This is a genomic window from Actinomadura sp. B10D3, assembly GCF_039871695.1.
In the GTDB taxonomy this organism is placed as follows: domain Bacteria; phylum Actinomycetota; class Actinomycetes; order Streptosporangiales; family Streptosporangiaceae; genus Spirillospora; species Spirillospora madurae.
Genome location: NZ_JBDPLY010000033.1, coordinates 33,024 through 46,878, shown reverse-complemented (window position 1 = coordinate 46,878; position 13,855 = coordinate 33,024). Strand labels below are relative to the sequence as shown.

The following is a 13,855-nucleotide window of genomic DNA, read 5'->3' as shown; positions in this document are numbered from 1 at the left end:
GAGCCGTCAGGAGCTACTTGACGCCGCCGGCGGTGAGCCCGGCGACGATCCGGCGCTGGAAGACCAGCACGACGACGATGAGCGGGACGGTCACGACCACCCCGGCGGCCATCTGGGTGCCGAACGGCTGGTCGAACCCGGAGACGCCGGTGAACTTGGAGATCGCGACCGTGGCGGTCTGCATCTCCTTCTTGTTGACCATGGACAGCGCGATGAGGAACTCGTTCCACGCGGCGATGAACGTCAGGATCGCCGTGGTGAACACCCCCGGCGCCGCCAGCGGGATGATGATCTTGCGGAAGGCCTGGCCGCGGGTGCAGCCGTCCACCATGGCCGCCTGCTCCAGCTCGAACGGGAGCTGCCGGAAGAACGCCGTGAGCAGCCACACCGACAGCGGCAGCGCGAACCCGAGGCTGGGCAGCACCATCGCCTGGTAGGTGTTGATCCACTGGATGTCGGTGAAGAGCTTCAGCAGGGGGACGAGCTGGGAGATTCCCGGGAACATCGTCGTGGCGACGATGAGCCCGAGCACCGCGTTCTTGAAGCGGAAGTGCAGCCGGGCGAGGGCGTACGCGGTGAACGTGCCGATCAGCAGCGTCAGCACGGTGGTGGTGCCGGCGACGATGACGCTGTTCAGCAGCGCGCGCCCGAACCCGTTGTCGCCGGAGAACACCGCGGAGAAGTTCTCCCCCGACCACCGCGCCGGGACGATCGAGTTGTCGAACTGGTCCTGCGGGCGGCGGAACGCCGAGACCGCCATCCAGTAGAACGGCGCCAGGCAGTAGACCGCCACCGCCGCGAACCCGAGGTAGGACAGGAACCGCTTCGCCCGCGTCATGCCGGGACCCTTCTCGTACCCTTCACCGGCTTGCTCCTGCGGGGGCGCCTGGTCTGCTGCCGGGCCTCGCCGATGATGTCGGCGCCGAGCAGCTTCACGAACAGGTACGCGATCAGCGCGATGTACAGGAACAGGACGGTCGCGTACGCCGCCGCCGACCCGTACCGCAGGTTGGACGCCTCGAACCAGGCGATCATCGTCAGCGTCTCGACCGACCTCTGGTTGACGCCGATCAGGACGGCGGGCAGGTCGAACATGCGCAGCACGTCCAGCATCCGGAACAGCACGGCGACCAGCAGCGCGGGCTTGACCAGCGGCAGCGTGATCCGCCAGAACTGCTGGACCGGGCCGGCGCCGTCCACCCGCGCCGCCTCGTAGACGTCCCGGGGGATCATCTGCAGGCCGGCGAGGACGAGCAGCCCGATGAACGGCGAGGTCTTCCACACCTCGGCGATGACGACGGCCATCTTGGCGGGGAACCCGTCGGCGGTCCACAGGATCTCCTGGCGCAGCACCGCGTTGGCGGCGCCGTCCGCCTGGAAGATCCACCGCCACAGCAGGCCGGAGATCGCGGTCGGGATCGCCCACGGGACGAGGATGCTCGCCCGCACGATCGCCCGTCCCCGGAACGCCCGGTGCATGATCAGCGCCATCGCGACGCCGATGACCGTCTCCAGCACGACCGTGGTCAGCGTGAAGAACGTCGTGTTGCCGAAGGCGTTCCAGAACGCGTCGGCGCGGTCGCCCTGGAAGATGGCGGTGTAGTTGTCGAGGCCGACGAACCGGTCGCCCTCCACGACGAACCCCTCGGCGTCCAGCCCCTCGCCGCGCGCGTACAGCGACTCGCGGAACCCGGCGAGGACGGGGTATCCGATCACCAGCGCGAGCACGAGCAGCGTGGGGGACAGCAGCAGCGCCGCGAGCCGTCTCGTCCCCTGCACGTCGCGCCGGCGCCCGCGCGGCGCGCCCGCCGCAGGGGTGCCCGCGGCGGACGGCGTCTTGTTCCGCGTGGTGGTCATGCCGCTCACCGGGCGGTCAGCGGCTGGAGCTTGGACTGCAGGTCGGCCAGAGCCTGGTCGGCGGACTTCTTGCCGGTCACCGCGTCGTACATCTCGCCCTGGATGGCGGCGGTCACGTCGCCGTACTTCACGGCGACCGGGCGCGGCTTCGCGTTCGCGATGGCCTCCTTGAGGACGGGCAGGTACGGGAACTTCTTCACCATCTCCGGGTCGTCGTAGAGCGCGGCGATCGTCGGGGCCTTCGACGTCGCGAGCAGGTTGGCGCGCTGCGACTGCTCACCGGCCAGGTACCGGATGAAGTCGAGCGAGGTGGCCTTGTTCTTGGCGAACGCGGAGATCGCGAGGTTGTGCCCGCCGAGGTTGGCGACGCCGGGGCCGGACGGGCCCGGCAGCGGCGCGACCGCGAACTTGCCCGCGACCTTGGACGAGCCGTCGTCGGCGTTCGCGAGGGCGTACTGGTAGGGCCACTGCCGCTGGAAGAGCAGCTTCCCGGACTGGAAGTAGCGGCGCCCGCCCTCGGTGTCGAGGGTGACGGCCTCCTTCGGCATGTGCTCCTTCTTGGCCTTCACGAGGAACTCGACGCCCTGCTCGGCCTGCGGTGTGGTCAGAGAAGGCCTGCCGTCGGCGCCGATGATCGAGCCGCCGGCGCTGTCGATCGCCTCGACCGCGCTGATCGTCATGCTCTCGGTCTTGTTGACCTCGGTGAAGAAGCAGTCGACGTCCTCGCCCTCGGGCAGCTTCTTGACCTTGTCGCAGGCGGACCACATCTCGTCGTAGGTCTTCGGGGGCTCGGCGATCCCGGCCTTCTCGAGCAGGTCCTCGCGGTAGTAGAGCATCCCCGCGTCGGAGGTGGACGGCACGGCGTACAGCTTGCCGCGGTACTGCCCCGTGGTGATGGTCGCGGGCAGCATCTTCGACAGGTCGACCCGCCCGTTCATCGCCTGGGGGGACGACCCCCCAGACCCCCCGGATGAAGGCGCCATTGGGATCTGCGTCAGCCACCGGTTCGCGGCGAACTCCGCGGTCCACACCACGTCGAGGCTGAGCACCGAGTAGGCGTCCGACTTGGTGGTCGCGTTCTGGATCATCTGCTGCCGCTGCTCGTTCGGCTCGTCCGCCAGCTCGATGAGGCGGACCTGCTCCTTCGGGTGCTCGGCGTTCCAGTCGTCCAGCTGCTTCTGGAGGTAGCCCGAGCGGTCCTTGCCGCTCACGAAGGTGATCGGCCCGCGGCCCTGCAGGCTCGCCACGCCGGTTCCGCCCGCGGAGCCGCCGTCATCGCCGCCGCAGGCGGAGAGCGAGAGCGCGAGGGCGGCGCAGACGAGGCCTCCAGCCAGAGGTGCGCCGCCGATCGGGGGGATGCGCCGCATGGTGTCCTCCTTCGCGGGACGCGCCGTCGGGCCGGCGCCCCGCAGGTCACGAGATGGGGTGGCTGGACCGGGACGTTAGCAACGCGTTTCAGTCCCGTAAACCTCTTGCAGAAACTTTCAGCAAGTCCGTGGCCGATCTGTAACCCTTTGCGAGCCGCCGGCAATCGGGTCGACACGTCCGGAGGCGCTGCGCAAGGCTGCCTCCGTGACCGACCCCGACCGGGCCGCGGCCCTCGGCCTCGTCCGCGACCACACGATTTTGTCCGTGGTGTCCGGTTCGCGAGCCTACGGGCTGGCGACCGATGCCAGCGACGTCGACCGGCGCGGCGTCTACGCGGCGCCGGCCCCGCTGTTCTGGCGTTTCACCAAACCGCCCACCCACCTGGACGGCCCGCTGCCCGAGCAGTTCTCCTGGGAGCTGGAGCGCTTCTGCGAGCTGGGGCTGGCCGCGAACCCGACCGTCCTGGAGTGCCTGTGGTCGCCGCTGGTCGAGCGGGTGACGCCGGTGGGGGAGGAGCTGCTGGCCGTCCGATCCGCCTTCCTGTCGCGGCACGCGCACCGCACCTTCCTCCGCTACGCCGAGGCGCAGTTCCGCAAACTCGAAGGCGACTTGCGCAACGGCGGCGTCCCGCGCTGGAAGCACGTCATGCACATGCTGCGCCTGCTGGAGAGCGGCGTGCACCTCGTCCGGCACGGCGAGCCGCGCCTGGACGTCGGCGGCCTGCGCGACCGCCTCCTCGCCGTCCGCCGGGGCGAGGTCGGCTGGGACGAGATCGAGGCGTGGCGCGCCTCCCTCGCCGCCGGCCTGGAGGAGGCCGCGCCCCGCAGCCCGCTGCCGCCCGAACCCGACCGCGCCACGGTCGAGGAACTGCTGGTCTCCGTCCGACGCAGGAGCGTGACGTGGTGAACCTCCCCGAAGGCATGATCGACCGCTTCGCCGCCGACCACCCGTATCCCCGCGCGTTCCTCACGGTGAGCGGCGCGCACCTGTACGGTTTCCCCTCCCGGGACTCCGATGTCGACCTGCGCGGCGTCCACCTGCTGCCCCTGGAGGAGATCGTCGGGCTGGAACCGGGCCGGGACACCGTCACGCTCACGTGGGACCAGGGCGGCGTGGAGGCCGACGCCGTCACCCACGACCTGGCCAAGTTCTGCACGCTGCTCCTGCGGCGCAACGGCTACGTCCTGGAGCAGGTCATGTCGCCGCTCGTCGTGGCCGCCTCGCCGGTCCACGAGGAGCTGCGGGCCCTGGTCCCCGGGCTGATCACCCTCCACCACGCCCACCACTACCTGGGGTTCGCGCGGAACCAGTGGAAGCTGTTCGAGAAGACCGGCGAGCTGAAGCCGCTCCTCTACACCTTCCGGGTGCTGCTGACGGGCGTCCACCTGATGCGGACGGGCGAGGTCGAGGCCGACCTGACGCGGCTCGCCGGCGGGCCGCCCTACCTTCCCGACCTGATCGAGGCCAAGCGGGCCGCCGAGCACGGCGCGCTGCCGCCCGACGCGCCTGACCTGCCCAGACTGCGCGACGACGTCGCCGCGCTCACGGCCCTGCTGGTGGAGGAACGCGACCGCGGCGCCCTCCCCGACGCGCCCGCGAACCACCGTGCCCTTCACGACTTGGTGGTCCGCACGCGCCTAGGCTGAACCCTCGAGAGCCTCCCCTGCGTGCCACCGGTTATACGGACCGTCTTAGACGCAACCACCCGGTGCTGTCGCCACGTACCAGGAGTGATTGCGGAGCCGAGGAAGGGGAGCGATGCGGGACCAGGGCATCGATGAGAAGGACATCGCGGAGGCTGACCTCCGGACCAGGCGGGGCGTGTTCCGCGCCGTCGCGTTCCGGGACCCGGTCGACGGGCAGGAGCACATGGCGCTCGTGCGCGGCGAGGTGCGCGGACGCGAGAACGTGCTGGTCCGGATGCACTCCGAGTGCATGACCGGGGACATCTTCGGCGCGACGCGCTGCGAGTGCGGCGACCAGCTCGGCGCCGGCCTGGACGCGATCGTCCGGGAGGGGGCGGGCGTCCTGGTCTACCTGCGCGGGCACGAGGGGCGCGGGATCGGGCTGGTGGCGAAGGTCCGGACCCACATCCTGCAGGACGACCAGGGCCTGGACACCGTCGACTCCGCCACGGCGATCGGGCTGCCGGTGGACGTCCGCGACTACGGTCCGGCCGCGCGGATCCTGCGGCACCTCGGCGTCGGGTCGGTGCGGCTCATGTCGAACAACCCGGTCAAGCTCAGCGCGCTGGAGTCGTACGGCGTGCCCGTCGCGGCCCGCGTGCCGCTGCTCGTCCCGGTGAGCGACGACAACGTCCGCTACCTCACCGCCAAGCGGGACCGTCTCGGCCACGACCTGCCGCAGATCGACGTCCCCGCGGCCGCGCTCGGCGACGCGCCGGTCAGCGAGGTGCGCGGATGACGCGGCCGGCCACTCTGACACGGCCGGTCGCGGTGCGGCTGCCGGCGGCTCCGCCGCCGCGCCGGCCCCGGCTCACCCGCGGGCCCGAGCTGGCCGCCGCGGTGGCCGTCCAGTTCGCGCTGCTGGCGCTGCTTCGTCCCGGCTACGCGGGCCTGGCCGTGGGCGTCCTGTACGCGCTGGCGTCGTGGGGGATCCTCGGCAGGGCGTTCCGGCGGCGCCGGACGCTGGGACCGGCCGACCACGTGACCCTCGCCCGGGTCGTGCTGACCGGGGGTGTCGCGGCGCTGGTCGCGGGGCATCTCACCGGAGGGGGCAACACCTGGGCGCTGGTCGCGGTCGCGTCGCTGGCGCTCGTCCTGGACGGCGTGGACGGGCAGGTCGCCCGGCGCACCGGGACGGCGTCCAGGCTCGGCGCGCGGTTCGACATGGAGACCGACGCCTTCCTGGTGCTGGTGCTCAGCGTCGAGGTCGCGTGGTCGGCGGGGGCGTGGGTCCTGGCGATCGGGGCGATGCGGTACCTGTTCGGCGCGGCGGCCTGGGCGGCGCCGTGGCTGCGCGCCGACCTGCCGCCGAGCGTCGCGCGCAAGGCGGTCGCGGTGGTGCAGGGCGTGACGCTGGTCGTCGCGGCGTCGGGCGTCGTCCCGCTGTCGGGCGTGCTGGTGGGCGCGGCGCTGGGGCTGCTGCTGTGGTCGTTCGGACGGGACGTGCTGTGGCTGGTCAGGCGGCACCGCGCGGCCCGTCCGGGCGGGCCCGGCATTCGGGGGACTCGGGGGAGGAGCACGGATGGAGCGCGAGGCGCGCGCCTTCTGGATCCGGTCGCCCGGTAAGGGGGAGATCCGTGATCTCGTCCTGCCGGAGCCGGGTCCCGGCGAGGTGCTCGTCCGGACCCTGTTCTCCGGCGTCAGCCGCGGCACCGAGGCGATCGTGTTCCGCGGCGGCGTCCCGCCGAACCAGCATGCGATCATGCGGGCGCCGTTCCAGGACGGCGCGTTCCCGGGGCCGGTCAAGTACGGGTACCTGAACGTCGGCACCGTCGAGGACGGGCCGCGCGAGCTGCTCGGGCGGACGGTGTTCTGCCTCTACCCGCACCAGACCCGGTACGTCGTCCCGGCGAGCGCGGTCAGCGTCGTCCCGGACGGGGTGCCGCCGGGCCGCGCGATCCTCGCCGGGACCGTGGAGACCGCGGTGAACGCGCTGTGGGACGCGGCCCCGCTGGTCGGCGACCGCATCGCGGTGGTCGGCGCCGGCATGGTCGGCTGCTCGGTCGCCGGGGTCCTCGCGGGGTTCCCCGGCAGCCGCGTCCAGCTCGTCGACACCGACCCGTCCCGCGCCGGCGTCGCCCGCGCGCTCGGCGTCGAGTTCGTCCCGCCCGAGGAGGCCGCCGGCGGCTGCGACCTGGTCGTGCACGCGAGCGCCACCGAGGCGGGCCTCGCCCGGTCGCTGGAGCTGGTCGCGCCGGAGGGCGAGGTCGTCGAGCTGAGCTGGTACGGCGACCGGCGGGTCAGCGTCCCGCTCGGCGAGTTCTTCCACTCGCGGCGGCTGACCGTCCGGGCCAGCCAGGTCGGCGCGATCCCGCCGGCGCGGCGGTCCCGCCGGACCTTCGCCGACCGGCTCGCGCTGGCCCTGCGGATCCTCGCCGACCCGGCGTTCGACGCGCTGATCACGGGCGAGAGCCCGTTCGGGGAGCTGCCGCAGGTCATGCCGCGTCTCGCGACCGGTGAACTTTCCGCCCTGTGCCACCGAATCACCTACTGAGCAAACCCTGACTGGAGGCCGTTGTTGTTCGCACTCACCGTCCGCGACCACGTCATGATCGCGCACAGCTTCCGCGGCGAGGTCTTCGGACCGGCGCAGCGGCTGCACGGCGCGACGTACGTGGTGGACGCGACGTTCCGCCGGGCGGAGCCGGACCCGGACGGGCTCGTCGTCGACATCGGGCTCGCCACCCGCGAGCTGGGCGGGGTCCTGGGCGGCCTGAACTACCGCAACCTCGACGACGAGCCGGACTTCGCCGGCGTCAACACCTCGACGGAGTTCCTCGCCAAGACCATCGCCGACCGGCTCGCCGACCGGATCCACGCCGGCGCGCTCGGCGAGCACGCGCGAGGCCTGTCCGGCCTCCAGGTGACGCTGCACGAGTCGCACGTCGCCTGGGCCAGTTACGAGCGTGAGTTGTGACCGTGAACGAGGCGGTGGCCGAGCCCACCAGGAGGGCCGGGGCGCGCGAGATCGTCGTGGTCGTCCCCGGCGACATCGACGACGCCGGGAACCCGAGCGGCGGCAACCGGTACGACCGGCGGGTCTGCGAGGAACTCGTGAAGTCGGGGCGCCCCGTCCGGGAACTGGCCGTCGCCGGGACGTGGCCGCGTCCCGGCGAGAGCGCCCGGACCGAGCTAGCGGAGACGCTCGCGGCGCTCCCCGGCGACTCCGTCGTCCTGCTGGACGGGCTGGTGGCGTGCGGGGTGCCCGGGATCGTCGTCCCGGAGGCGAGGCGGCTGCGGCTCGCCGTCCTCGTCCACCTGCCGCTGGCGGACGAGCCCGGCCAGGCCGACCTCAACGCCGGTGAGCGCGCGGTACTGGAGGCGGCCGGCGCCGTGATCGCGACCAGCCCGTGGGCGAAGGACCACCTCATCGCCCACCACGGCCTCGAACCGTCCCGCGTCCACGCCGTCCCGCCGGGCACCGACCCGGCGCCCCTCGCCCCGGGCACCGACGGGGCCGGCCGCCTGCTGTGCGTGGCGTCGGTGACCCCGCGCAAGGGGCACGACGTCCTCGTCGAGGCGCTCGCCGCCGTCGCGCACCTGCCCTGGCACTGCCAGTGCGCCGGGCCGCTCGGCCGCGACTCCGGCCACGTCGCGACCGTGCGCCGCCTCATCAGCGGGCACCGCCTCGACGACCGCGTCGAGCTGGCGGGGCCGCTGAGCGGGGCGCCGCTGGACGACGCCTACGCCGCCGCCGACCTGCTCGTCCTCGCCTCCCGCGCCGAGACGTTCGGGATGGTCGTGACCGAGGCCCTCGCGCGCGGCATCCCCGTCGTCGCCACGGCGGTGGACGGCGTGCCGGACACGGTCGGCTGGGACCCGGTCGGCGCCGTCCCCGGCCTGCTCGTCCCGCCCGACGACCCCGCCGCGCTGGCCACCGCGCTGCGCCGCTGGCTCGTCGAGCCCGAGCTGCGCGGCCGGCTGCGCGCCGCCGCCCGGCTGCGCCGCGGCATGCTGCCCGGCTGGGACGACACCGCCCGCCGCCTGGCCACCGTCCTGACCCGCCTGCGCAGGGAGGCACGATGACGGAGCGAAGCGAGGGCATCGGTGCGGCCGTTACCGGGGGGCGTGGGGGGTCGTCCCCCCACAATGAGGCGCTGACCGGGCTCGAGAACTTCTCCGGCGAGGAGCGGGCGGACGCCTACGCGCCTTCGTGGCTGGCGCTGCGGGAGAGCGCCGACGCCGCCGCGCGGGCCTCGGAGCTGCTCGACCCGCTCCGGGCCGCGCTCCCGCCGGACGGGCCGCTGACCATCTGGGACCTCGGCTGCGGCACCGGCTCCCTCGGCCGCTGGCTGTCCGGGCTGCTGCGGGGCCCGCAGCACTGGATCCTGCACGACCGCGACCCGGGGCTGCTCGACCTGGCCCGCGCGAACGCCTACGTCACCGCGGACGGGGCGGCCGCCACGATCGAGACCCGCGCCGGCGCGCTCGGCGCGCTCCGCGCGTCCGACCTGGTGGGCGTGTCGCTGGTCACCGCGTCCGCGCTGCTGGACGTGCTCACCGCCGCCGAGGTCGAGGCGATCGCCGCGGCGGTGCCCTGCCCGGCCCTGCTGACCCTGTCGGTCGTCGGGCGCGTCCGGCTCTCCCCGTCCGAGCCGCTCGACGCCGAGCTAGCCGCCGCCTTCGACGCCCACCAGCGCCGCGCCGGACTCCTCGGCCCGGACGCCGTCACCGCCGCGACCGCGGCGTTCGGGCGCCGCGGCGCCACCGTCCTGACGCGGCCGAGCCCGTGGCGGCTCGGCCCCGGGCAGGCCGCGCTGACCGCCGAGTGGCTGCGCGGCTGGGTCGCCGCCGCCGTCGAGCAGCGGCCGGACCTCGCCCCGTCCGCGGACGGCTACCTCGCCCGCCGCCTCGACGCGTGCGCCGCCGGGCGGCTCACCGCCGAGGTGCACCACCTCGACCTGCTCGCCCTCCCCGGGAGTACCCAGTGATGTCCGCCCCAGTGATGCTCAACGCCGTGAAGAAGTCCTGGCCCTGGCTGCGCCTGCTCATCGGGCTGGGCATCCTCACCGCGCTCCTGTGGTGGCACAGCACGGACGCGTTCGTGGACGCGCTCCGCGCGATCGACACCGGCGCCGTGGTGATCGCCCTCGCGGTCGGCCTGGCGACCACGGTGCTGAGCGCGGCCCGCTGGTGGCTGGTCGCCCAGCGCCTCGGCCTGCACCTGCCGCTGTCCGCCGCGGTCGCCGACTACTACAAGGCCCAGTTCCTCAACGCGGTCCTGCCGGCGGGGGTGCTCGGCGACGTGCACCGCGCCGTCAGCCACGGCCACCGCTCGGGCGACGTGGCGCGCGGCGTGCGGGGCGTGTTCCTCGAACGGATCGCCGGGCAGGGCGTCGCCGTCGTCGCGGGCGTCCTGGCCCTGCTCGCCCACCCGGCGCTGGTGTCGGCGATGGCTCCCGCGCTGATCCCTGCGGGGGTGGTCCTCGGCGTCGTGCTCGTCCTGGCCCGGTGGCGCCACCGCGCCCTGACGTCGACGTTCGCCGACATGCGCGCCGTCGTCGGGGCCTGGCCGGGCGTCGTGGCCCTGTCGGTCGCCGCCCTCGCCGGGCACCTGGCCCTGTTCGTCGTCGCCGCCCGCCTGGTCGGCTCGACGGCCCCGCTCCTCACCCTCCTGCCGATGCTGCTGCTGGCGCTGCTGGTGATGGTGCTGCCGGTCAACGTCGGCGGCTGGGGGCCGCGCGAGGCCGTCCTCGCCCTGGCGTTCGGCGCCGCGGGGCTCGGCTCAGCGCAGGGCCTGACCGTGTCCGTCGTGTACGGGGTGCTCAGCTTCATCGCGTGCCTGCCCGGCGTCGGCACCCTGCTGGTCAAGCACCGCGAGCACGTCCCGGAACGCCCCGACAAGGCTCCGCAGCGCGTCCCGGCCCTTGCCGGCGCCGGCCAGTGACGGCCGCCCGATGACGCCCGACCCGGTGTAGGCCGCCATCCCGGTGGTCAGCAGATGCCGCCGGTCATCGGCCAGGTGGTCGGCGGTGCCGTACCCGTCACGGACGAGCTCCGGGTGGGCGTGGAGCAGGATCGACGTCTCCAGTTCCCCGGCGTGCATGTCGCTGACGCCGGTCGTCTCGATGCCGGCCGCCCTCCGCGCCTCCTCCCACTCGTCCATCCCGGGGAAGAGGGCCATGGCGCCGTGTGCCTCCTGGACGACGTTGCCGAGCACGTAGTTGCCGCCGTGCCCGTTGACCAGGACCAGCTTCGGGACGCCCGCCCGGCGCAGCGACTCGGCGACGTCCCTGACCACCGCGTGCAGGGTCGCCGCCGAGATGCTCACCGTCCCGGGCCAGCCGGCGTGCTCATGCGAGCACGAGATCGTCACGGGCGGGAGCGTCCGCACCGGGTAGGCCTTCGCGATCTCCTCGGTGATCGTGCAGGCGATCACGGTGTCGGTCGAGAGCGGCAGGTACGGGCCGTGCTGCTCGTGGCTCCCGACCGGCAGGACCGCCACCGGGACGTCCAGGACCTCGGTGCTCGTGTGCGTCGGCAACATGGCTCCCACCCTGCCGTACTCGCCCGGCCGCCGAAACCAGCGCCATCGCCCCGGCCAGCAGGACGGCGGCGACGATCCCGTCCGTCCAGTAGTGGTTGGCCGTCACGACCACCACGAAGACCGTGACCGGCGCGTGCAGGGCCACGACCCACCGCCACCGGCTCCGCGACACCCGAAGCACCGCGACCGCGACCAGGATCGCCCACCCGATGTGCAGCGAGGGCATCGCGGCGTACTGGTTCGCGATCCCGTCGGCGGCGGCCGGATAGGCCGACGGGCCCACGGTCAGCATCGTGTCCACGGCCCCGATCCCCGCGAGCCGCGGCGGGGCCAGCGGGAACACCATGTGCACCAGGAGCCCCGCCGCCGTCAGCACGACCAGCTCGTTCCGCACCCTCGCGTAGGCCGCGCGGTGCCGCACGTAGAGCCAGATCAGCAGCAGCGCCGTCCCCGGGAAATGGACGCTCACGTAGTAGACGTTGGCCAGGAGCGCCGTGTGGTCCCACCCGAGAGCCCAGTTCTGGACGTCGACCTCGCTCGGCAGCCACGCCTGCTCGAAGCCCCACAGCCTGTGCGCGTTCGCCATCGCCTGGCCCGGCCCATGCTCGACCAGCGTCCGGCCCCACTTGTAGAAGGCGAACAGGACCGCCAGCAGCCCCACCTCGGTGACCAGGGGCCGCATCCTGCCCCGCATCACCCGTCCCGCCACCGCAGTGCTCGCCATCCCGGCCCTCCCCGTACCCGTCGTCCGCGTCCCATCACAACCCTCGCGTCCGACACTTCTCGGGGCATTGGGCCCAGCTACCCGGTCCGCGGAGGGAAAGCCCCTCACCGGGGGTGGAGGTAGCCCCACCTCTCCCGTAGATTCCGGCGTGTGATCACCGGCGAATGGCTCAACACGCCCCCGTCCGTCCGGGACGACGGCTCCGCGCTCCTCGTCACCGCCGCCGCGGGCAGCGACTTCTGGCGGACGACCTCCTACGGCTACGACCGCGACAGCGGCCACGCCCTCCTCTCCCCGTTCGGCCCCGAGGCGGCCGTCGAGGTGTCCTTCGACGCCGACTACGACCAGCAGTTCGACCAGGCGGGCCTCCTCGTCCGGCTGGACGAGACGACCTGGATCAAGGCGGGCGCCGAGTACTGCGACGGCACCCTCCAGCTGGGCGCGGTGGTGACGCGCGGCGTCTCCGACTGGTCCTCGTTCCCCGTCCCGTGGGCGGGCCGGGAGGTGACGATCCGGGCCAGCCGTTCCGGCGACGCGGTGACGATCCGCGCCCGCGCCGGCGACGACCCCTGGCAGATGATCCGCCTGGCCCCGTTCCCGCCCGGCGTCGAGGCCGTGGCCGGCCCCTACTGCTGCGCCCCCGAACGCGAAGGCCTCACGGTCCGCTTCACCCGCGCGGACCCGGCGCCCCCCGACGAGGCCCTGCACCCGTAGATACCCAAGCACTTACTTGCTAGTCTCCTCCGGGCACGGCGGGAGGGGACGAGGCATGGCGGTCGCGGCGGTGATCGAGGAACGCCCGGGATGCGGCCGGGGCGCGCGGCTGGCCGCGCGCCTGATGCGCCGGTTCATGCGCCCGCTCGTCACCCGCCTCCCGTGGACCCCGTTCACGCTGCGCCTCGCCCCGCTGCTCGACCTGGCCGCGGCCCTCCTCGTGCCGCCGCGCGGCACCAGGGTCACCAGGGTCGACGGGCCGGGCTGCGCGGCCGAGTGGGTCCGGGGCCGCGGCGTGCCCGCGGACTCCCGCCGGGTGATCCTCTACTTCCACGGCGGCGGCTTCGTCGCCTGCGGCCTGCGCACCCACCGCCGCATGATCGCCCGCATCTCCCAGGCCGCCGGCATGCCCGTCCTCTCCGTCGCCTACCGCCTGCAGCCCCGCGTCACCATCCAGACGTCCATCGACGACTGCGTCGGCGCCTACCGGTGGCTCCTCGACAGCCACGCGCCGGACGACATCGTCATCGCCGGCGACTCCGCGGGCGGCTACCTCGCCTTCATGGCGCCGATCCACGCGCTGCGCGCCGGCCTGCCCCGCCCGGCCGGCATCGCCGCGCTCTCCCCGTTCGCCGACCTGGACATCGACGCCAAGATCGCGCACGCGAACGCCGCCCTCGACCCGTTCATCCCGGCGCCGCGGTTGCGGGACATGGTCCGCACCTGCTTCCCGGACGCCGACCTCACCGACCCGTGGCTGTCCCCGGTGCACGCCGACCTGTCCGGCCTGCCCCCGACGCTCATCCACGTCGGCTCCATCGAGGTCCTCCTCGCCGACGCCGAGCTGATGGCCGAACGCCTCGGCGCCGCGGGCGTCCCCTGCACCCTCCAGATCTGGGAGGGCCAGGCGCACGTCTTCCAGATCTTCGCCGACCTCTCCCGCGAGGGCCTGACCGCCATCAAGGAGATCGGCTCCTTCGCCCGCCGGGCGACCTCGCCCCACACCCGGGCCGCCTGAAC

14 protein-coding genes and 2 pseudogenes are annotated in these 13,855 nt (G+C 73.5%); 11 read left to right on the top strand and 5 right to left on the bottom strand.

Annotated features, from left to right (window positions below; translation table 11 throughout):
- Nucleotides 1-13: 13 nt before the first annotated feature.
- The 3 genes from ABGB11_RS35290 to ABGB11_RS35280 are packed head-to-tail and all read right to left on the bottom strand — an operon-like array spanning nt 14 to nt 3,224.
- Nucleotides 14-838: a carbohydrate ABC transporter permease gene (locus tag ABGB11_RS35290; RefSeq protein ID WP_347639829.1), complete on the bottom strand. Its 825-nt coding sequence runs from the start codon at nt 836-838 to the stop codon at nt 14-16.
- Nucleotides 835-1,857: a sugar ABC transporter permease gene (locus ABGB11_RS35285; RefSeq protein WP_347639828.1), complete on the bottom strand. Its 1,023-nt coding sequence runs from the start codon at nt 1,855-1,857 to the stop codon at nt 835-837. The genes ABGB11_RS35290 and ABGB11_RS35285 overlap by 4 nt, the downstream gene beginning before the upstream one ends.
- 5 nt (nt 1,858-1,862) lie before the next feature.
- Nucleotides 1,863-3,224 (bottom strand): ABC transporter substrate-binding protein, encoded by a 1,362-nt coding sequence (locus ABGB11_RS35280; protein ID WP_347639827.1) that lies wholly within the window; start codon nt 3,222-3,224, stop codon nt 1,863-1,865.
- 205 nt (nt 3,225-3,429) lie between these two features.
- Here ABGB11_RS35280 and ABGB11_RS35275 point away from each other — a divergent pair, with 205 nt between their 5' ends.
- The 9 genes and pseudogenes from ABGB11_RS35275 to ABGB11_RS35235 all read left to right on the top strand — a co-directional run.
- Nucleotides 3,430-4,131 carry a nucleotidyltransferase domain-containing protein gene (locus ABGB11_RS35275; RefSeq protein WP_347639826.1) on the top strand — a complete coding sequence of 234 codons (702 nt, stop codon included), beginning with the start codon at nt 3,430-3,432 and terminating at the stop codon, nt 4,129-4,131.
- The gene (locus ABGB11_RS35270; protein ID WP_347639825.1) at nt 4,128-4,871 is read left to right on the top strand and encodes a nucleotidyltransferase domain-containing protein; all 744 of its coding nucleotides are present in this window, start codon (nt 4,128-4,130) and stop codon (nt 4,869-4,871) included. The genes ABGB11_RS35275 and ABGB11_RS35270 overlap by 4 nt, the downstream gene beginning before the upstream one ends.
- A 112-nt stretch (nt 4,872-4,983) precedes the next feature.
- Nucleotides 4,984-5,649 carry a GTP cyclohydrolase II gene (locus ABGB11_RS35265; RefSeq protein WP_347639824.1) on the top strand — a complete coding sequence of 222 codons (666 nt, stop codon included), beginning with the start codon at nt 4,984-4,986 and terminating at the stop codon, nt 5,647-5,649.
- Nucleotides 5,646-6,476: a CDP-alcohol phosphatidyltransferase family protein gene (locus tag ABGB11_RS35260; RefSeq protein WP_347639823.1), complete on the top strand. Its 831-nt coding sequence runs from the start codon at nt 5,646-5,648 to the stop codon at nt 6,474-6,476. The genes ABGB11_RS35265 and ABGB11_RS35260 overlap by 4 nt, the downstream gene beginning before the upstream one ends.
- Nucleotides 6,433-7,404, top strand: coding sequence for a zinc-binding alcohol dehydrogenase (locus ABGB11_RS35255; RefSeq protein WP_347639822.1), 972 nt, complete (start codon nt 6,433-6,435; stop codon nt 7,402-7,404). The genes ABGB11_RS35260 and ABGB11_RS35255 overlap by 44 nt, the downstream gene beginning before the upstream one ends.
- A gap of 24 nt (nt 7,405-7,428) precedes the next feature.
- On the top strand, nt 7,429-7,827 hold the full coding sequence (locus tag ABGB11_RS35250; protein ID WP_347639821.1) for a 6-carboxytetrahydropterin synthase: 399 nt from the start codon (nt 7,429-7,431) through the stop codon (nt 7,825-7,827).
- Between the two features lie 2 nt (nt 7,828-7,829).
- Entirely contained in the window at nt 7,830-8,936 is a 1,107-nt protein-coding gene (locus ABGB11_RS35245; protein ID WP_347639820.1) for a glycosyltransferase family 4 protein, read from the top strand.
- Nucleotides 8,933-9,841 carry an SAM-dependent methyltransferase gene (locus ABGB11_RS35240; RefSeq protein ID WP_347639819.1) on the top strand — a complete coding sequence of 303 codons (909 nt, stop codon included), beginning with the start codon at nt 8,933-8,935 and terminating at the stop codon, nt 9,839-9,841. The genes ABGB11_RS35245 and ABGB11_RS35240 overlap by 4 nt, the downstream gene beginning before the upstream one ends.
- Nucleotides 9,841-10,632: pseudogene (locus ABGB11_RS35235) on the top strand (lysylphosphatidylglycerol synthase domain-containing protein); the annotation flags it as partial. The gene ABGB11_RS35240 and the pseudogene ABGB11_RS35235, both read left to right, overlap by 1 nt.
- A 3-nt stretch (nt 10,633-10,635) precedes the next feature.
- Here ABGB11_RS35235 and ABGB11_RS35230 read toward each other — a convergent pair.
- Together ABGB11_RS35230 and ABGB11_RS35225 are read right to left on the bottom strand one after the other, a co-directional pair.
- Nucleotides 10,636-11,397 (bottom strand): creatininase family protein, encoded by a 762-nt coding sequence (locus ABGB11_RS35230; RefSeq protein WP_347639818.1) that lies wholly within the window; start codon nt 11,395-11,397, stop codon nt 10,636-10,638.
- 49 nt (nt 11,398-11,446) lie between these two features.
- A pseudogene (locus ABGB11_RS35225) lies at nt 11,447-11,983 on the bottom strand (phosphatase PAP2 family protein); the annotation flags it as partial.
- Between the two features lie 288 nt (nt 11,984-12,271).
- Here ABGB11_RS35225 and ABGB11_RS35220 point away from each other — a divergent pair.
- Both ABGB11_RS35220 and ABGB11_RS35215 read left to right on the top strand, forming a co-directional pair.
- Nucleotides 12,272-12,835, top strand: a complete 564-nt coding sequence (locus ABGB11_RS35220) for a DUF1349 domain-containing protein (protein ID WP_347639817.1) — start codon at nt 12,272-12,274, stop codon at nt 12,833-12,835.
- Between the two features lie 55 nt (nt 12,836-12,890).
- Nucleotides 12,891-13,853, top strand: a complete 963-nt coding sequence (locus ABGB11_RS35215) for an alpha/beta hydrolase (protein WP_347639816.1) — start codon at nt 12,891-12,893, stop codon at nt 13,851-13,853.
- The last annotated feature ends 2 nt before the right edge of the window (nt 13,854-13,855 follow it).